This window comes from Pseudodesulfovibrio cashew, assembly GCF_009762795.1.
Taxonomy (GTDB): Bacteria; Desulfobacterota; Desulfovibrionia; order Desulfovibrionales; family Desulfovibrionaceae; genus Pseudodesulfovibrio; species Pseudodesulfovibrio cashew.
This window is the reverse complement of record NZ_CP046400.1, coordinates 214006-228001: the sequence shown is the minus strand read 5'-3', so window position 1 is coordinate 228001 and position 13996 is coordinate 214006. Positions and strand designations below refer to the sequence as shown.

At 60.9% G+C, this 13996-nt stretch carries 16 protein-coding genes; 4 read left to right on the top strand and 12 right to left on the bottom strand.

What is annotated here, in order from left to right; genetic code table 11:
• Window positions 1–143: 143 nt before the first annotated feature.
• The 3 genes from GM415_RS01050 to ispG form a co-directional block, all read right to left on the bottom strand.
• Window positions 144–392, bottom strand: coding sequence for a phage regulatory CII family protein (locus GM415_RS01050; RefSeq protein ID WP_158945913.1), 249 nt, complete (start codon window positions 390–392; stop codon window positions 144–146).
• 442 nt (window positions 393–834) lie between these two features.
• Window positions 835–2574: a proline--tRNA ligase gene (locus GM415_RS01045; RefSeq protein WP_158945911.1), complete on the bottom strand. Its 1740-nt coding sequence runs from the start codon at window positions 2572–2574 to the stop codon at window positions 835–837.
• 1 nt (window position 2575) lies between these two features.
• A complete protein-coding gene (ispG, locus tag GM415_RS01040) occupies window positions 2576–3649 on the bottom strand; it encodes a flavodoxin-dependent (E)-4-hydroxy-3-methylbut-2-enyl-diphosphate synthase (RefSeq protein ID WP_158945909.1) in 1074 nt (357 codons plus the stop codon).
• Window positions 3650–3793: 144 nt separating this feature from the next.
• On the opposite strand from ispG, the gene GM415_RS01035 reads away from it, so the two are divergent.
• Window positions 3794–4927, top strand: a complete 1134-nt coding sequence (locus tag GM415_RS01035; RefSeq protein ID WP_158945907.1) for an amidohydrolase family protein — start codon at window positions 3794–3796, stop codon at window positions 4925–4927.
• Window positions 4928–4999: 72 nt separating this feature from the next.
• Here GM415_RS01035 and GM415_RS01030 read toward each other — a convergent pair whose 3' ends face one another.
• Complete coding sequence (locus GM415_RS01030; RefSeq protein ID WP_158945905.1) at window positions 5000–5488, bottom strand: YchJ family protein; 489 nt, start codon at window positions 5486–5488, stop codon at window positions 5000–5002.
• Window positions 5489–5615: 127 nt separating this feature from the next.
• Here GM415_RS01030 and arfB point away from each other — a divergent pair, with 127 nt between their 5' ends.
• Window positions 5616–6044, top strand: coding sequence for an alternative ribosome rescue aminoacyl-tRNA hydrolase ArfB (arfB, locus tag GM415_RS01025; RefSeq protein WP_158945903.1), 429 nt, complete (start codon window positions 5616–5618; stop codon window positions 6042–6044).
• Window positions 6045–6078: 34 nt separating this feature from the next.
• Here the strand turns inward: arfB and GM415_RS01020 are convergent, their stop codons facing one another.
• The 3 genes from GM415_RS01020 to GM415_RS01010 all read right to left on the bottom strand — a co-directional run bounded on the left by GM415_RS01020 (window position 6079) and on the right by GM415_RS01010 (window position 8311).
• On the bottom strand, window positions 6079–6696 hold the full coding sequence (locus tag GM415_RS01020) for a 3'-5' exonuclease (protein WP_158945901.1): 618 nt from the start codon (window positions 6694–6696) through the stop codon (window positions 6079–6081).
• Between the two features lie 160 nt (window positions 6697–6856).
• Window positions 6857–7513, bottom strand: coding sequence for a tetratricopeptide repeat protein (locus tag GM415_RS01015; RefSeq protein ID WP_158945899.1), 657 nt, complete (start codon window positions 7511–7513; stop codon window positions 6857–6859).
• 45 nt (window positions 7514–7558) lie between these two features.
• Window positions 7559–8311, bottom strand: coding sequence for a hypothetical protein (locus tag GM415_RS01010; protein ID WP_158945897.1), 753 nt, complete (start codon window positions 8309–8311; stop codon window positions 7559–7561).
• Between the two features lie 105 nt (window positions 8312–8416).
• Here GM415_RS01010 and lgt point away from each other — a divergent pair, with 105 nt between their 5' ends.
• Window positions 8417–9229, top strand: coding sequence for a prolipoprotein diacylglyceryl transferase (gene lgt, locus GM415_RS01005; RefSeq protein WP_158945895.1), 813 nt, complete (start codon window positions 8417–8419; stop codon window positions 9227–9229).
• A 206-nt stretch (window positions 9230–9435) separates the two neighbouring features.
• Here the strand turns inward: lgt and GM415_RS01000 are convergent, their stop codons facing one another.
• Genes GM415_RS01000 through rpmH form a run of 5 tightly spaced genes read right to left on the bottom strand, consistent with a single transcriptional unit; the run spans window position 9436 to window position 12998 of the window.
• On the bottom strand, window positions 9436–10539 hold the full coding sequence (locus tag GM415_RS01000; protein ID WP_158945894.1) for a Jag family protein: 1104 nt from the start codon (window positions 10537–10539) through the stop codon (window positions 9436–9438).
• A 50-nt stretch (window positions 10540–10589) separates the two neighbouring features.
• The gene (gene yidC / locus GM415_RS00995) at window positions 10590–12245 is read right to left on the bottom strand and encodes a membrane protein insertase YidC (protein WP_158945892.1); all 1656 of its coding nucleotides are present in this window, start codon (window positions 12243–12245) and stop codon (window positions 10590–10592) included.
• Complete coding sequence (gene yidD, locus GM415_RS00990) at window positions 12218–12493, bottom strand: membrane protein insertion efficiency factor YidD (protein WP_158950686.1); 276 nt, start codon at window positions 12491–12493, stop codon at window positions 12218–12220. Before yidD ends, yidC begins: the two co-directional genes overlap by 28 nt.
• A complete protein-coding gene (gene rnpA, locus GM415_RS00985; protein ID WP_158950687.1) occupies window positions 12493–12876 on the bottom strand; it encodes a ribonuclease P protein component in 384 nt (127 codons plus the stop codon). The genes yidD and rnpA overlap by 1 nt, the downstream gene beginning before the upstream one ends.
• Complete coding sequence (rpmH, locus tag GM415_RS00980) at window positions 12864–12998, bottom strand: 50S ribosomal protein L34 (RefSeq protein WP_097012604.1); 135 nt, start codon at window positions 12996–12998, stop codon at window positions 12864–12866. The genes rnpA and rpmH overlap by 13 nt, the downstream gene beginning before the upstream one ends.
• Before the next feature lie 242 nt (window positions 12999–13240).
• On the opposite strand from rpmH, the gene GM415_RS00975 reads away from it, so the two are divergent.
• Window positions 13241–13894: a lactate utilization protein gene (locus tag GM415_RS00975; protein WP_158945890.1), complete on the top strand. Its 654-nt coding sequence runs from the start codon at window positions 13241–13243 to the stop codon at window positions 13892–13894.
• Window positions 13895–13996 lie beyond the last annotated feature (102 nt).

Below are 13996 nucleotides of genomic sequence, written 5' to 3'. Positions count from 1 at the left end.
GGTTTTTCCCAGTATAAAGGCGCGTTGCCGCTTTCGCAAGGCCGCATTGAACTTTTACCCGGAAGCGGGACAAAAAAAGGGCCGGAGAAGACTCCGGCCCGAAATGTGCTTGTGCTGTCGAAGGCTGGACGGTTCAGCGAAAACTATGCAGTTCCGGATTCGAGAGAGCAACCCATCTCGGAAGCCATGAACTGCAGGGGGCGGATGTCCGAGGTGACCTTCATGATTTCGAGCAGGGTCTCGGCACCGAGCTTGGCGCTGGCGTCAAAGGGATTGATTTCCCGCATGAGAGTCGAGTACGGCTTGTTGATCTTTTCCGCTACAACCTTGGCCTGGATGCCGCTGTCGAGAATGCAGTCCTGAACCACCTTGGTCACGTTTCTCTCAAACATATTTCCCTCCACATTGGTTTGTTGCAGGCTCGAGTGATGCGCTGTTGAACTCATTAAAGCAATCGGTGTGCCAAGGCATGCATTAGTCGCATTATATTCTGTAAAGACTAATGGTTATACAAACTCTAGAGAAACCCCGCATTTCACGCAAATGTGTTTCAAACGTCGCATGCGACACTGTCGCGCGACAAATGCAACAATTGCGACGTCGCAATGCGACATATTGCGACGTTGTGTTGGCGTCGTATCGGCCATGCTGCAGCGATCCGTCGATAGAGATGAGGTTGATGTTTTTGGGATGGGAGTATCGAGCCCTCCGATAGCTGAAGCCAGAATGATATGACTGCCGCGATTACTGCGACAAACGAAAAGCGCACCATGCCTGGCATGGTGCGCTTTTGATTGCGTTGATCTGTTTGCTGAGGAATCTTTTCCGTGAAGGCTAGGCGTCCAGTCCCCAGCCGTTCCAGATGTCCTTGCGCCACTGAGCGAAGGCCTCGGCAAAGCCTTCCAGGGGCAGCTCGGTCTTTTCACCGGTCTTGCGGTTCTTGGCCTCGATGATGCCGTTTTTGAGGCCCTTGCCGCCGAGTACGAGCTGCATGGGATAGCCGATGAGATCGGCCTCGGCGAACTTGACGCCGGGGCGCTCCTTGCGGTCATCGTAGGCCACCTCCACGCCGAGCCCCTCCAGGGTCGCGTAGAGTTCCTCGGCCTTGTCGGCCACATCCTGGTCCTTGCCGCCCAAGGAGATCAGGCAGACCTCGAAGGGAGCGATGGAGGGCGGGAAGCAGCAGCCGTTCTCGTCATGGTTCTGTTCGATGGCGGAGGCCACGATGCGGGAGACGCCGATGCCGTAGCAGCCCATGATCATGTATTGGGACTTGCCGTTCTCGTCCAGGAAGGTGGCTTCCATCTTTTCGGAGTACTTGAGGCCGAGCTTGAAGACGTGGCCGACCTCGATGCCCTTCTTGAATTCGATTTCGCCGCCGCATTCCGGGCAGGGATCGGTGGGTTCGATGACGCGCAGGTCGGCGAATGCCTCGACCTTGCAGTCGCGGCCCAGGGAAAGGTGTTGGACATGGGTGTCGCCCTTGTTGGCGCCTGCCACCCAGTCAGTGGCGGAGAGCAACTCGTGGTCCGCGTAGACGGGCACGTCTTCGGCCAGGCCGGCAGGGCCGGCAAAACCAACGGGCGCTCCGGTCAGCTTCTTGACCGTTTCCTCGTCGGCCATCTCAATCTCGTTGCCGCCCACCAGGTTGCGCAGCTTGACGTCGTTGAGTTCGCGGTCGCCGCGCACCAGGGCGGCCACCGGATTGCCGTCGACCACGAAGAGCAGGGTCTTGACCAGCTTGTCGGCGGAGATGCCGAGGAAGCCGCAGACCTCCTCCACGGTGTGGGTGCCCGGGGTCGAGACCTCTTCCATGGGCGGGCAGGGGGCCTCGAGGCCGCCGGTCTCAGTGGGCGGAGCCACCTTGGCCTTTTCCAGGTTGGCGCCGAACTCGCATGCCTTGCAGGAGGCGATGGTGTCCTCGCCGGTCTCGGCCAGAACCATGAATTCATGGGAGAAGTCGCCGCCGATGGCGCCGGAGTCCGCCTGGACGGGTTTGAAATTCAGGCCGATGCGTAAGAATGCCGCTTTGTAGGCTTCGAACATATTCCAGTAGGAGGCCTCGGCTCCGGCTTCGTCCTTGTCAAAGGAGTAGGCGTCCTTCATGATGAACTCGCGGCCGCGCATGAGCCCGAAGCGGGGGCGGATCTCGTCGCGGAACTTGGTCTGGACCTGATAGAGATTGACCGGCAGCTGCTTGTAGGACTTGATCTCGTGTCGGACCAGGTCGGTGATGACCTCCTCGTGGGTGGGGCCGAGGCAGTAGTCGCGGTCGTGGCGGTCCTTGAACCGGAGCAGCTCCTTGCCGTAGTATTCCCAGCGGCCCGTCTCCTGCCAGAGGTCGGCGGGCTGGACCGTGGGCAGGAGCACTTCCATGGCTCCGGCACGATCCATCTCCTCGCGCACGATGTTCGCTACCTTGTTGATGGAGCGCAGGCCCAGCGGCAGGTAGTTGTAGATGCCGCTGGTCAGCTTGCGGACCATCCCGGCGCGCATGAGCAGCTTGTGGGACACCACCTCGGCGTCGGCCGGGTCTTCCTTCAGGGTCGGGACGTAGTAACGGGAAAGACGCATATTATCTGTTTCTCCTTTCGGCCAGGAAGGCCTCGATCTCTTTCATGAATTCGGGCAGCAGGTTCTCGTCGCCCTTGACTTTGCGGACCACCTCGCCCTTGCGGAAGATGATGCCCAGGCCGCGTCCGCCGGCAATGCCGATGTCCGCTTCGCGGGCTTCTCCCGGTCCGTTCACCACGCAGCCCATGACCGCCACGGTGAAGACTTCCTCCACGCCGCGCAGGGCTTCCTCCACCTTTTCGGCCAGCTCGATGAGCCCGATCTCGGTGCGCCCGCAGGTGGGGCAGGAGATGATCTCCGGGCCGCGTTCCCGCAGGCCAAGGGCGCGGAGAATTTCATAGGCCACCCCGATCTCTGCCACGGGGTCGTGGGTCAGCGAGACGCGCAGGGTGTCGCCGATGCCCTGGTGCAGCAGGATGCCCAGGCCCACGGCGGATTTGACCGCGCCTCGGAGCAGGGTGCCCGCCTCGGTGATGCCGATGTGCAGGGGATAGTCCACCTTCTCCGACATGAGCTGGTACGCGGCGATGGTGTTCAGGACCGATGAGGTCTTGAGCGAAATCTTGATGTCGTGGAAGCCGCGCTTCTCCAGCATGGCCACGTGGCGCAGGCCTGACTCGACCATGGCCTCGGGTGTGGGCCCGCCGAATTGTTTGAGCAGGTCTTTTTCCAGCGAGCCGCCATTGACGCCGATGCGGATGGGCGCGCCAGCCGCCTTGGCGGCGCGGACCACGGCGTCCACCTTGGACTCGTTCCCTATGTTGCCCGGGTTGATGCGCAGCCCTTCCAGTCCGGCGTCCAGGGCTGCCAGTGCCAGCCTGTGGTCGAAGTGGATGTCCGCGATGAGCGGCACCGGCGACTGCTCGCGAATGGCGGCCAGGGCTGCGGCAGCCTTGTCGTCGGGCACGGCCAGGCGCACGATTTCGCAACCGGCCTCGGCCAGCCGGTTGATCTGGGCGACCGTGCTCATGACGTCGCGGGTGTCGGTGTTGCACATGGACTGGACCCGGACGGGGTTGTCCCCGCCGATGCCCACGTTGCCCACGCGCAGGGTGCGTGTCTGCTTTCGTTTCATAGGGAGTGGGACAGTACGTCATTTCGTTGCCCAAGCCAAGTGCGCGCCATGGGGATGTCCCGATAATAATGGTGCTGTCCGGCGGGACGCGTAGTAGTGATGAAACCTACTTGTCATTTTGGAAAGCGATGAAGGAGCGTTCCCGTGAATTTGAATTTCAGGCTGATGACTCTTCTTGTGTTCGCTCTTTTGCTGCTTGGGGCAACTTCCGGCTGGGGGTTCGGTCCTGGCGAGGTGCGCAATGCTTCGCCGGAAGTGAAGGCGTGCATGGAGGCCCGCCTCGGGGCGGAGACCATGGACGACATCCGTAACGGCAGTCGTCCCGAAGGCAAGGCGGCCCGGATGGCGGTCAGAGCGGCCTATGAAGAATGTGCGGAGAGTGCGGGGCTGTCCGACGTGCCCGTGTATGACGGCCCGTTGTTCGATGCCATGGCCCAGATCGACGAGACCGTGGACATGGACAAGGCCATGACCCTGGTCCGTGGGGCGGGCGTAAGCCGGATCGCGCTCTTTGCCCGAAGCCGCAAGCGGTTGCACCAGAACGAGAAAGCGGTGCTTGAGTTGGCGAAACGCAACCCGGACCTGGTTGTCCTCGGCGCGCCCAAGTATTTCCAGCTATCGGGCGACGTCAGCTCCGACTACATCAGGGCAACGGCGGACGGCATACGGAAGCACGGCTACCGGTTCGTGGGGGAACTGCTCTACACCCATGGCGACAAGCAGTCGGGTAAGCTGAACGCCGCCGGGGAGCGGTACGTGGACCCGTCCCGTCCGGGCACGGCCCGGCTGCTCAAGGCCCTGGCTCCGCTCAAGGTGCCGTTCATGGCTCACTGGGAGCCGTATGCTCCGGAGCGCGACTTTCCCCGATTCCATGCCCTGTATGCGGCCTGGCCGGATCAGGTCTTCCTGCTTCCGCACATGGGCTTCGCTTCTGCGGATCAGCTTGCGTCGTTTCTGGAGCAGCACCCCAACCTGTACGCGTTGACCTCCAAGAAGGAGCGGTACATGGGTGACTTCGCGGACTCGGCAAAGCAGGCTGCCATCGGTGAGGCCATGCTCGATGGTAAACGGCTCCGGCCCGAGTGGAAGGCATTGCTGATCCGTTTTCAGGACCGCATCCTGTTCGCCACGGACCCGCACATGCGCAAGCTGTGGCGTCGGTACGCTGAGGGTGTGGAAGGTCAGCGGCTCATTCTGGGGCAGTTGCCCCGCGCGGTCGCTGAAAAGATTGCCTACCGCAATGCGGAAAAGGTCTATGGGGTGTCCGTCGGAAAATGACGGACTGAAGGGGGAGAGACGGAAGCGGGACGCTTCATGCGAGGCGTCCCCTGTCGCGTCTTGATGCCCGGCCTAGCGGCCGCAGCACTTCTTGTATTTCTTGCCGGAGCCGCAGGGGCAGGGCTCGTTGCGTCCCACCTTGGGCTCCTTGCGCACGGGCGGGCCGGAGACCATGGTGCCGTCCACGTAGCGCCACTCGTTGGCAATCTTCCTGAACTCACTGCGCTCGCGGTGGGCGAGCTCCTCGCCGTCGATGGCGTAGCGGGCGGTGAACTCCACGATGCCCGTGTCGTCGGTCTCGCCGCCGGCCCAGGTGTCGTGAATCTCCAGGCCAAGCCACTCGGCCTTTTCGGCCCAATCCTTGACCGAGGCGTCATCATGGCCGTCCACGGCTTCGGGCGCCAAGGATTTTTTGAGGTAGTCCAGCTCCTTGAAAACATAGGCCGAATAGCGGGAGCGCATCAGTGCCTCCGCTGTGGGCGCGGGTTTCTCTCCCTTAATGTAGGGGGTGCAGCATTCGACATGTTCCTTGCCGGAACCGCATGGACAGGGCTTGGTCATCTTTCACCTCGTCAGCCTGGTTAAATTGTATCCTTCCTCAATTGTTTCCGAACTATATAGCAAGCGTGGCTATTGTCAATCGCCGGAAGGGGTTGCGTCCTCCCTGGCAGCATGGCACCCTGTGTTCATGATTCGCCTGACCAACACCGTTTGCATCCCTTATGGGGAGCTCCGATTCATCACCTCTCGCAGTTCCGGACCCGGCGGCCAGCACGTCAACACCACGGACACGCGGGTGACCCTGCTCTTCGATGTGGACGCTTCGCCCTCGCTGACCCAGTTCCAGAAGGTGGCGGTCAAGGGCAAGCTCCGGCGCCGCATCGACAAGCGCGGCGTGCTTCGCGTCACCTCTCAGAAGTTCCGCTCCCAGAAGACCAACAAGGATTCGGCCATCGAGCGTTTCGTGGAGCTGATGCGCTGGGCTCTTACACCGGTGACCCCGCGCAAGGACACGGTCGTGCCCAAGTCCGCCAAGCGCAGGAGGCTGGAGCGGAAACGCCACACTTCCGAGCGTAAACGACAGCGCAAGACTCCGGACGTCAGCGGCGAGTATTAAAGCGCACGCGCAAACTGATACTGTTCAAAAAAGACTAGCGGGCGATGAGGCCGAGATCTTCAAGGGCGAGGTAGAGCTCGCGGCTGACCCAGGCGTCGGTGGCAGCGTAATTGATCTGCTGCATGGTGAGCTTGTCCTTGGCCCAGTTGGAGCACTGGGCGGACTTGGAAATGCGGAAGCCGAGCAGGTTTGCGGCCATGTTGCGCAGGCCGTGGGTCTGCATTTTTGCTCCGGAGGTGATGTCCGAGAGGTCGACGAATCCGGCGGGGTTGAAATCAGCCAGCCGCCGGAGGCCGAGAATGTCGTCGCGGACGGCCACGCCGGTTTTGACCACGCTGGGGTCGGCCAGCAGGTCGCACAGACCGTTGCACATGGGCAGGATGCGGATCTGGAAGACATAGGCCTTTTCCGCCGTGGCCAACTGGACCAGGGCAGGCGGTCCGGGCTTCTTCCCTTTCTTGAACACCGGACGGGTCTCGGTATCGAATCCGAGGAGCCGTTCCCCGGCCATTTCCTTGAGCGCCTGGGCGCGTTGCTTTTCCGTGCGCACCACCTGAATGGGCCCCTCGTATCGGCGAAGGGGCATTTCGTTGATGTCGTCCTTGGAAAAGGCTCTCAGGTATTGTTCGGGTATGCTTGCGGCCTGGGTCATGAAAAAAATAGTCTCTGAATATATTGCGTCGTCGAAGTGGACGGATGTTTGAATATTTGACCGGTTTCGTCAAGTCCGGCGTGAAAAAAGTGAAAAATGGCCGGATTGTTATCCCTCCGGCCGATTCTTTCCGGGCTGTCAGCCAGCCGGGGCGAAAGGGTTATTCGTCCTCGAACTGTTTTTGCGTGCAGGGGGCTCGGTAGTTCCGCCACCAGAACGCGCCATTGCAGTTCTCCGGACCGGCGAGCGATCCCTTTTGCTTGACCAGCACGTTGTTCCTGAATTGCTTGATGGCGGAATCATCCAGGGCGGCTGCTGCGGCATCCGGGGCTGCGCTGCCGGAGTCCAGACCGTCCAGTTGTCGCTGAACCTCGGACGAGAGGATGGGCTGACTGGGGTAGAGGTCGAGGTAGATATTCAGCCAGCGAACCATGGCCTCACGGTCACCGAGGCGGCCATAGGAGAGCGCACGGTAGAGGGCTGCCTCCCACATGTCCTTTTCCCGCTCGGGAATCCGGTTTAAGGCGTCGATGCTCTCCTTGTAGCGTCCGGCATAGTAGAGGGACATGCCCGCCTTGGTCAGGTTGGACGGGAAGCGGGTGGTGCGGCTGGGCGGGTCTCCGGCCAAGGCCTCGGCAAAGGCGTCGGCGGCAGTGCCGAAGTATTGCGCCGCCTTGTCCGCGTTTCTGGTCATGAGCGATTTCCAGGCCCGTTCGAAATTCTTTTCGCCGCTGCGTACCGGGCTTACGGCCAGGGCCGATAGGCTCAGGACCACGGTGGCGATGAGGGCGACGAGGAGGAGGACGATTTTGTTCATTGTATATATCCTTGAAATGCTGTGCCGGAAATGGAGTCCTGTCCGCTAGGGCATGTAGGCCCGGGCAATGCGGAAGACGTCATCGTAGGGGAGCTTGTCGCGGATGGCCAGGGCCATTTCCAGGGCCATGTCCATCTTGCGTCCGGTTTCGGTTATGACGTTGTCGCGCATGCTCATCAGGTGGTGGGCCAGGAAGTCGGCCTCGAAGTTGTCGATGGCCAGGGAGACACCTTCGGAAAAGAAGCGCGAACCGAGGTAAGGCAGGAAACGGTCTAGGTTCTGCTTGGATTCGCGCCGGGCAAACATGACGAAAAAGAGCAATTTTACCAACAACCTGTCGGCCTGGACCTTGTGGTCCACGGACAGGAGCATGCCGAGATTGACGCCTTTGGGCTTGATGGCGTTGAACATGGCGGTGGCCATCTCCAGGGCCTTGTCTTCCTGGATGAGCGGCGACGCGAACTTGGAGTCCATGCGGACCAGGGTCATGCGCGGGTTCTCCCCGGAGGCGATGGCATAGGCCGCGATGCGCATCAGGTCGATCTTGCGCCCGTAGTCCTCCAGCAGGATTTCCTTCTTCACTCCTGCCAGGCGCCGGACCATGCGTCGGGAAAAGGACGTGAAGACCGTTTCCAGCAGATGGAGGATGTAGGGCTCGTCGGTGTGTGCGATCTCTTCGTCGAGGAAGGTGCGCCCCTTTTTGGTGTCCATGATCTTCTTGACCGACAGCCAATAGGCGGCCAGCCCTTCGAAGGGCATGTCCACTATGTCGAGGTCCTGCGTCTTTTCCTTGTGCATCTCTGGTCCGGGGTTGACGTCCAAATCAAAAAGGCCCACCTTGTTGCCGACCCAGCTTACCCGAATTTTACGAGAAAACAAAGACGGCAGCCGCCGCGACCACTTATGCTCAGCTACCCCTATTTCGACCCGGACATGATCTCCATCGGCCCGCTGCACATCCGTTGGTACGGGATGATGTACGTCTTCGGCGTGGCCTCGGGCTGGCTCCTCGGCCGCTACCGGGCGACCAAGCCCTGGAACAAGATGACGCCGCAAAGTTTCGACGACTTCATCACCTGGGCCGTGGTCGGCGTGGTGGCGGGCGGACGGCTCGGCTACTGCCTGTTCTACAACTTCAGCTACTACGCCGGGTATCCGTACAAGATCTTCTACGTATGGGAAGGCGGCATGTCCTTTCACGGCGGCATGCTCGGCGTTCTCCTGGCCTGTTGGCTCTTCGGCAGGAAACACGGCATGACCTTTCCCGAGGTGGGGGATTTCGTTTCCCCGCTGGTGCCGCCGGGCCTGTTTTTCGGACGCATCGGCAATTTCATCAACGCGGAGCTGTGGGGCCGCCCCACGGACGGCTGGTGGGGCATGGTCTTTCCCGGCGCGGGGTACCAGCCGCGGCACCCCTCCCAGCTCTACGAGGCCGCCCTCGAAGGCGTGCTGCTTTTCCTCATCGTCTGGTTCTATTCGGCCAAGCCCCGCCCCAAGGGGTGCGTGGGGGCGCTGTTCCTGCTCGGCTACGGGGTGTTCCGCTTCACGGTGGAGTTCGCCCGCCAGCCCGATGCCCAGCTCGGTTTCGTGGCCCTGGACTGGATGTCCATGGGACAGGTGTTGTGCCTGCCCATGATCGTCTTCGGCGCGGGTTACCTGGTCTGGGCCTACCGTCGCGAGCAGACTCACCCGACCATCCCCGCTGAATTCCGGTAGGGTGGAAGCCTCCGGCCCCCCATCCCCTCTCCCTTCCTAAACTCTTTGGGTCCGCTTCGCTCAGAGTTGTGCGTGCGCCAAGGCCGTGCTGTTTAGCCGAGGAGTAGAGGGAAATGGAGTAGTGATTTTTTTGCCAACCAGTGCTGGGTCATAAAAAAGGCCGGAGGATTTTCCTCCGGCCTTTTGTTTCGTCGTATCTGTCGCGCCTAGCGGCGGGAGCGGCTGTCCCGGCGGCTTTTGGGCACGATGAGCACGCGCTTCATGGGGCCGTCGCCCTTGGAGCGGGTGAAGACTTCCTCGTGCTCCTGCAGGGTCAGGTGCACCACCCTGCGGTGGTAGGAGGAAAGGGGCTTGGTGGACTGGGTCCGGCCGAGGTCGGCGGCCTTTTCGGCCAGGTGCTCGGCGATCTGCCTGAGCTTGTCGTCCTGGCGCTCGCGGTAGTCGCCGGTGTCCACCTGGATGCGCACCGAGGCCTCCATCTTGCGGGAGACCAGGCGATTGACCAGGTACTGGAGGGAGGACAGAGTCTGTCCCTCGCGGCCGATGATCAGGCCGGAGTTTTCTTCGTCATCGATGAAAACCTTGACCCGGTCGGTCTCGATGGTCACTTCGAGGGTGGTCTCGCCAACGATGGGCTTGAGCAGCTCGGTCATGACCTCGGTAGTGGCGCTGGTCAGCACCTCGGGATCGAAATCGGCCATGTTGGCGCGGGGGCGTTCCTCACGCGGTTCAGGGCGAGGCTTCCTTTCGCGAGGCTTCCTTTCCCGGGGCTTTCGCTCCTCACGGGCCTTCTTCTCGCGGGGCTTGCGATCGCGCTTTTTTTTGGGTTTGGGTTCGCGTTCATCCGGGGCGACATTGCCGTTGACCTGCTCGTCGAGGGAGTCGAGGTCAACCTCTTCCTCCATCACGTTGCCATTGACCTTGTTGTCCAGCTCCTCGAAGTCCACTTCGGCCTCGGCCTGGTTGCCGGGCTCAATGGTCTGGGCGGGTTCGCTGACCGCTGCGGGCTCGGCTGCGGGCTCGGCTGCGGCTTCCGGTTCCGGGGCCTTTTCCGGCTCGCGCCGGGGCGCGGGCTTCGCCTTCTTTTCCGGCTTCTTTGCTTCGCCGTTGAGAATGTCCGAGGTGTTGACCTGGGCACGGGGGCGGGCTTTGACCTTGGCCTTTTTGACGCCCATGATGCCGAAGATGCCGGAGGAGCCGCCGGACATTATTTCGATTTCCAGCCGGTCCCGTTTTAGATTGAAGTAATCGCAGGCGCTTTCTATGGCCTCGTCCAGGTCCTTGCCCTGGAATTCCTTGAAGTCACTCATGGTTTCGTATCCTTATCATGCCGGGGTGATAGGGCCCCCCGGTGGCGCTGTTAGTCGTTCTGGGCGGATTTGGCTTTGCCTGCGCGGGCGATCATGAGCTGCTGGCCGATGGAGAGGATGTTGTTGAGCAGCCAGTAGATGACCAGTCCGGACGGGAACTGCAGGAACATGAAGGTGAAGACCAGGGGCATGAAGAGCATGATCTTCTGCTGGGTCGGGTCACCTGCATTGGGAGTCATTTTCTGCTGCAGGAACATGGACGCGCCCATGATGATGGGGGTGATGTAATACGGGTCCTTGGCGGACAGGTCGGCCAGCCAGGGCAGGTCGGTGAACGGCACGTGCGCGATGAACGGGGCGTGCCGCAGTTCAACCGCACCGAGCAGGGCCTTGTACAGGCCGAAGAAGACGGGGATCTGCACGACCATGGGCAGACAGCCGCCCATTGGGTTGACCTTGTAGGTCTTGTACAGGGCCATGGTCTCCTGGTTGAGACGCTGCTTGTCGTCGCCGTACTTCTCGCGCAGCTTGTTGACCATGGGCTGGAGCTTCTTCATCTTTTCCATGGAGGCGTAGCTCTTCTGGGAGAGAGGCCAGAAGATCATCTTGATGATGATGGTCAGGATGATGATGGCGACGCCGTAGTTGCCTACGTACTTGTAGAAGAAGTTCAGGCCGATGAGCAGGGGCTTGGCCAGGAAGTCGAACCAGCCGAAGTTCACGACGTCGGCCAGCTGGTTGGGCATCTTAGCGAGCATGTCGCGGTCCGTGGGGCCGATGAAGTAGGACGCCTTGAAGGTCTTGGCCACGTTGGGCATGAAGGTGGCTTCCTCGTTCACGGCCATGCGGAACACGTCGTCCTGATAGCCTGCGGACAACGCGGATTCGCTGCTGCCGGGCAGCACGGCGAACATGAAATAGTTGGATTCGATGACGCCCCACTTGAGGTCGCCGGTGGCTGTCAGGCCATCCTTCTGGAGGTCTTCGCGGTCGGTCACTTCCTCGCGGGCGTCCGAGGTCATGTAGGCGACCTTGGTCGGGTTGTAGCGGTTGTCCTCTGCGGACATGGACTTGGCGGCCGCGGTGTAGGAGATGCCGCCCTCCACGCCGGTGGCGTTGAGGTTGGTGACCTTGGTGTTCTCCTCCACGAGATAGGTGTCGGCGTGGAAGGTCAGCACGCGCTCGATGCGGAAGCCGTGCACCTGGCCGGTGAAGGTCAGAGTCTTGGTGCCCTGGTCGAGGTTGATGTCGGAACCGTCAAAGGACCACTGGCCGTGCAGCCAGGTGTGGACCTGGTCGTCGCCGCCACGGGACAGGAACAGACCCAGGGGACCCTTGGCAAAGGCGTTTTCGCCGATGAGGTCCACGTTGGGGGAATCCTTCTCGATGGAGTCCTTGTAGTTCTTCAGGATGAACTTTTCGAGGATGCCGCCCTGGGAGTTGAACACGGCGGTGTACAGCGGGGTGTCCACCTTGACGGTGACGCCTTCGCTGGGAACGAATGCGGAAGCGGGGGCGGCGGGAGCGGCCTTGGTCTCGGGGGCCTGCTGGGTGAGAGCGGCGGTTTTCTTTTCGGCTTCGGCGGCCTTGCGGGCCATTTCGGCCTTTTCTTCGGCCGAGGGGCCCATGAAGTATGACCATCCGAAGATGACCACGGCACTCAGGGCCATTGCAATGACTAGGCGGATTTTCTCCTGCTTGTCCATGGGGTGATTCTCGCTATCATTTGAGGGTCTGGCCAGACGGCCGGGACGGGGTCGTAGCCCCCGTTACATAATGGCTGGCAACGAAGGAGACGCCAGGACGCGAGAAGGGTACCCTTGAACGCACCATGTCGGATGACAGCTTCCTTCGCGTACTCGGAGCACGTCGGATAGAACCTGCATGCCGCTGGCAGCAAGGGAGAGATGAGTTTTTGGTAGAACCAAATGAGCGCCAATAGTATGGAGCGCATCATTTCCTCTCTTGTGAGGCCGCCGCTTCCGCGCGGATGCGGGCTAAAAGCGGGGTGAACTCTTCTATGGCGAGGGCGAGTGTGAGCTGCTTGGCCTCAAGGTTCCGCTTCGGAACGACGACGATGTCCAGAGGCAGGTAAAACTCGAACTGATGCAGCCGGAAATACTCGCGCACCACCCTTTTGATCCGGTTGCGCGCCACCGCATGGCCCATCTTCTTGCTCACGGTAAGGCCAAGGCGGATACCGCCCTGGCCTTCATTGCGCCGTTTAACGAACAGGATGAAATTTCTAGTGAAATATTTCCTGCCCCGTTCATAGCATTCCGTGAACTCGGGGCTTTTGAGCAGCCGACGCTCCTTGTTCCAAGCTAAACGGCTAATCTCTTACGCCCTTTGGCGCGACGGCGGCGGAGCACCGCGCGACCGTTTTTGGTGCGGGAACGCACCAGGAAACCGTGAGTCCTCTTGCGGCGGCATTTGCTGGGCTGATAAGTACGTTTCATATCGCTAATCTCCTGAGAGTAAAATTTCGCGGTAAAAGTTCCGGTGAACGGAAGCATATAACCGGGTCCCTGGCGGTCGTCAAGACCAAAAATCACGCCGCTTGGCGAGGCCTGTCCATGGGCCGCTTCCTCGCGGGCGCGAATTCTGCTACAAGATTTCCCTGCCGAAGGCGAGTCTTTTTTCACCCTCTCGCCGGAACCGGTCCGATTCGGCAGCAATTACAGCAAGCCAAGGAGACGATATGGACAAGCCCATCGATAATTTTTGGAATCTCAATCTTCGTGAACTGAAGCCCAAGCTCGAAAAAAACGGTTTCGACGTCTATCTGGCCGATTCGGCGGCCGCCGCCAAGGACCTGGTGCTCAACGACATCCTGCCCGCCATCAAGCCCCGGACCCTGTCCTGGGGCGGCTCCACCACCCTGGCATCCACCGGACTCTACGAGATTCTGCGCGACGGGGACGAGTATGAAACCCTGGACACCTGGGACCACTCCCTGTCCAACGAGGACAAGTACGAGCGCCGCCGCCAGGCCCTGCTGGTGGATTGCTTCCTGACCGGCACCAACGCAGTCACCGAGGAGGGGCACCTGGTCAACCTGGACATGATCGGCAATCGCACCGGAGCCATTACCTTCGGCCCGAAGAACGTCATCATCCTGTTGTCGCGCAACAAGCTCGTGCCCGACCTTCAGCGGGCCATGGACCGGATCAAGGAATACGTGGCTCCGGTCAACACCATGCGCCTGGACATGAAGACCCCGTGCGTCAAGACCGGCTATTGCATGGATTGCGAGTCGCCCCAGCGCATCTGCAACGTCTGGTGCATCACCGAGAAGTCCTTTCCCAAGGGCCGCATCAAGGTCGTTCTGATCAACGAGGATATGGGCTTCTAGGCCCGGCTCCCTGTCCGATTCGAGAAGAGGTTTTCCGCCCGCTCCGCCGAGAGGTGTGGAAAACCTGTTCCCAACCCTGTTCCAAACTGGTTCCCTTTTACG

Excerpts from the sequence above, each read along its gene's own strand:
- rpmH (WP_097012604.1), bottom strand. The coding sequence starts at position 12,998 with ATGAAACGTACTTATCAGCCCAGCAAATGCCGCCGCAAGAGGACTCAC.
- GM415_RS01010 (WP_158945897.1), bottom strand. The coding sequence starts at position 8,311 with ATGCACAAGGAAAAGACGCAGGACCTCGACATAGTGGACATGCCCTTC.
- GM415_RS01015 (WP_158945899.1), bottom strand. The coding sequence starts at position 7,513 with ATGAACAAAATCGTCCTCCTCCTCGTCGCCCTCATCGCCACCGTGGTC.
- yidC (WP_158945892.1), bottom strand. The coding sequence starts at position 12,245 with ATGGACAAGCAGGAGAAAATCCGCCTAGTCATTGCAATGGCCCTGAGT.
- yidD (WP_158950686.1), bottom strand. The coding sequence starts at position 12,493 with ATGCGCTCCATACTATTGGCGCTCATTTGGTTCTACCAAAAACTCATC.
- GM415_RS01000 (WP_158945894.1), bottom strand. The coding sequence starts at position 10,539 with ATGAGTGACTTCAAGGAATTCCAGGGCAAGGACCTGGACGAGGCCATA.
- arfB (WP_158945903.1), top strand. The coding sequence starts at position 5,616 with ATGATTCGCCTGACCAACACCGTTTGCATCCCTTATGGGGAGCTCCGA.
- ispG (WP_158945909.1), bottom strand. The coding sequence starts at position 3,649 with ATGAAACGAAAGCAGACACGCACCCTGCGCGTGGGCAACGTGGGCATC.
- GM415_RS00975 (WP_158945890.1), top strand. The coding sequence starts at position 13,241 with ATGGACAAGCCCATCGATAATTTTTGGAATCTCAATCTTCGTGAACTG.
- GM415_RS01045 (WP_158945911.1), bottom strand. The coding sequence starts at position 2,574 with ATGCGTCTTTCCCGTTACTACGTCCCGACCCTGAAGGAAGACCCGGCC.
- GM415_RS01030 (WP_158945905.1), bottom strand. The coding sequence starts at position 5,488 with ATGACCAAGCCCTGTCCATGCGGTTCCGGCAAGGAACATGTCGAATGC.
- GM415_RS01020 (WP_158945901.1), bottom strand. The coding sequence starts at position 6,696 with ATGACCCAGGCCGCAAGCATACCCGAACAATACCTGAGAGCCTTTTCC.
- lgt (WP_158945895.1), top strand. The coding sequence starts at position 8,417 with ATGCTCAGCTACCCCTATTTCGACCCGGACATGATCTCCATCGGCCCG.
- GM415_RS01050 (WP_158945913.1), bottom strand. The coding sequence starts at position 392 with ATGTTTGAGAGAAACGTGACCAAGGTGGTTCAGGACTGCATTCTCGAC.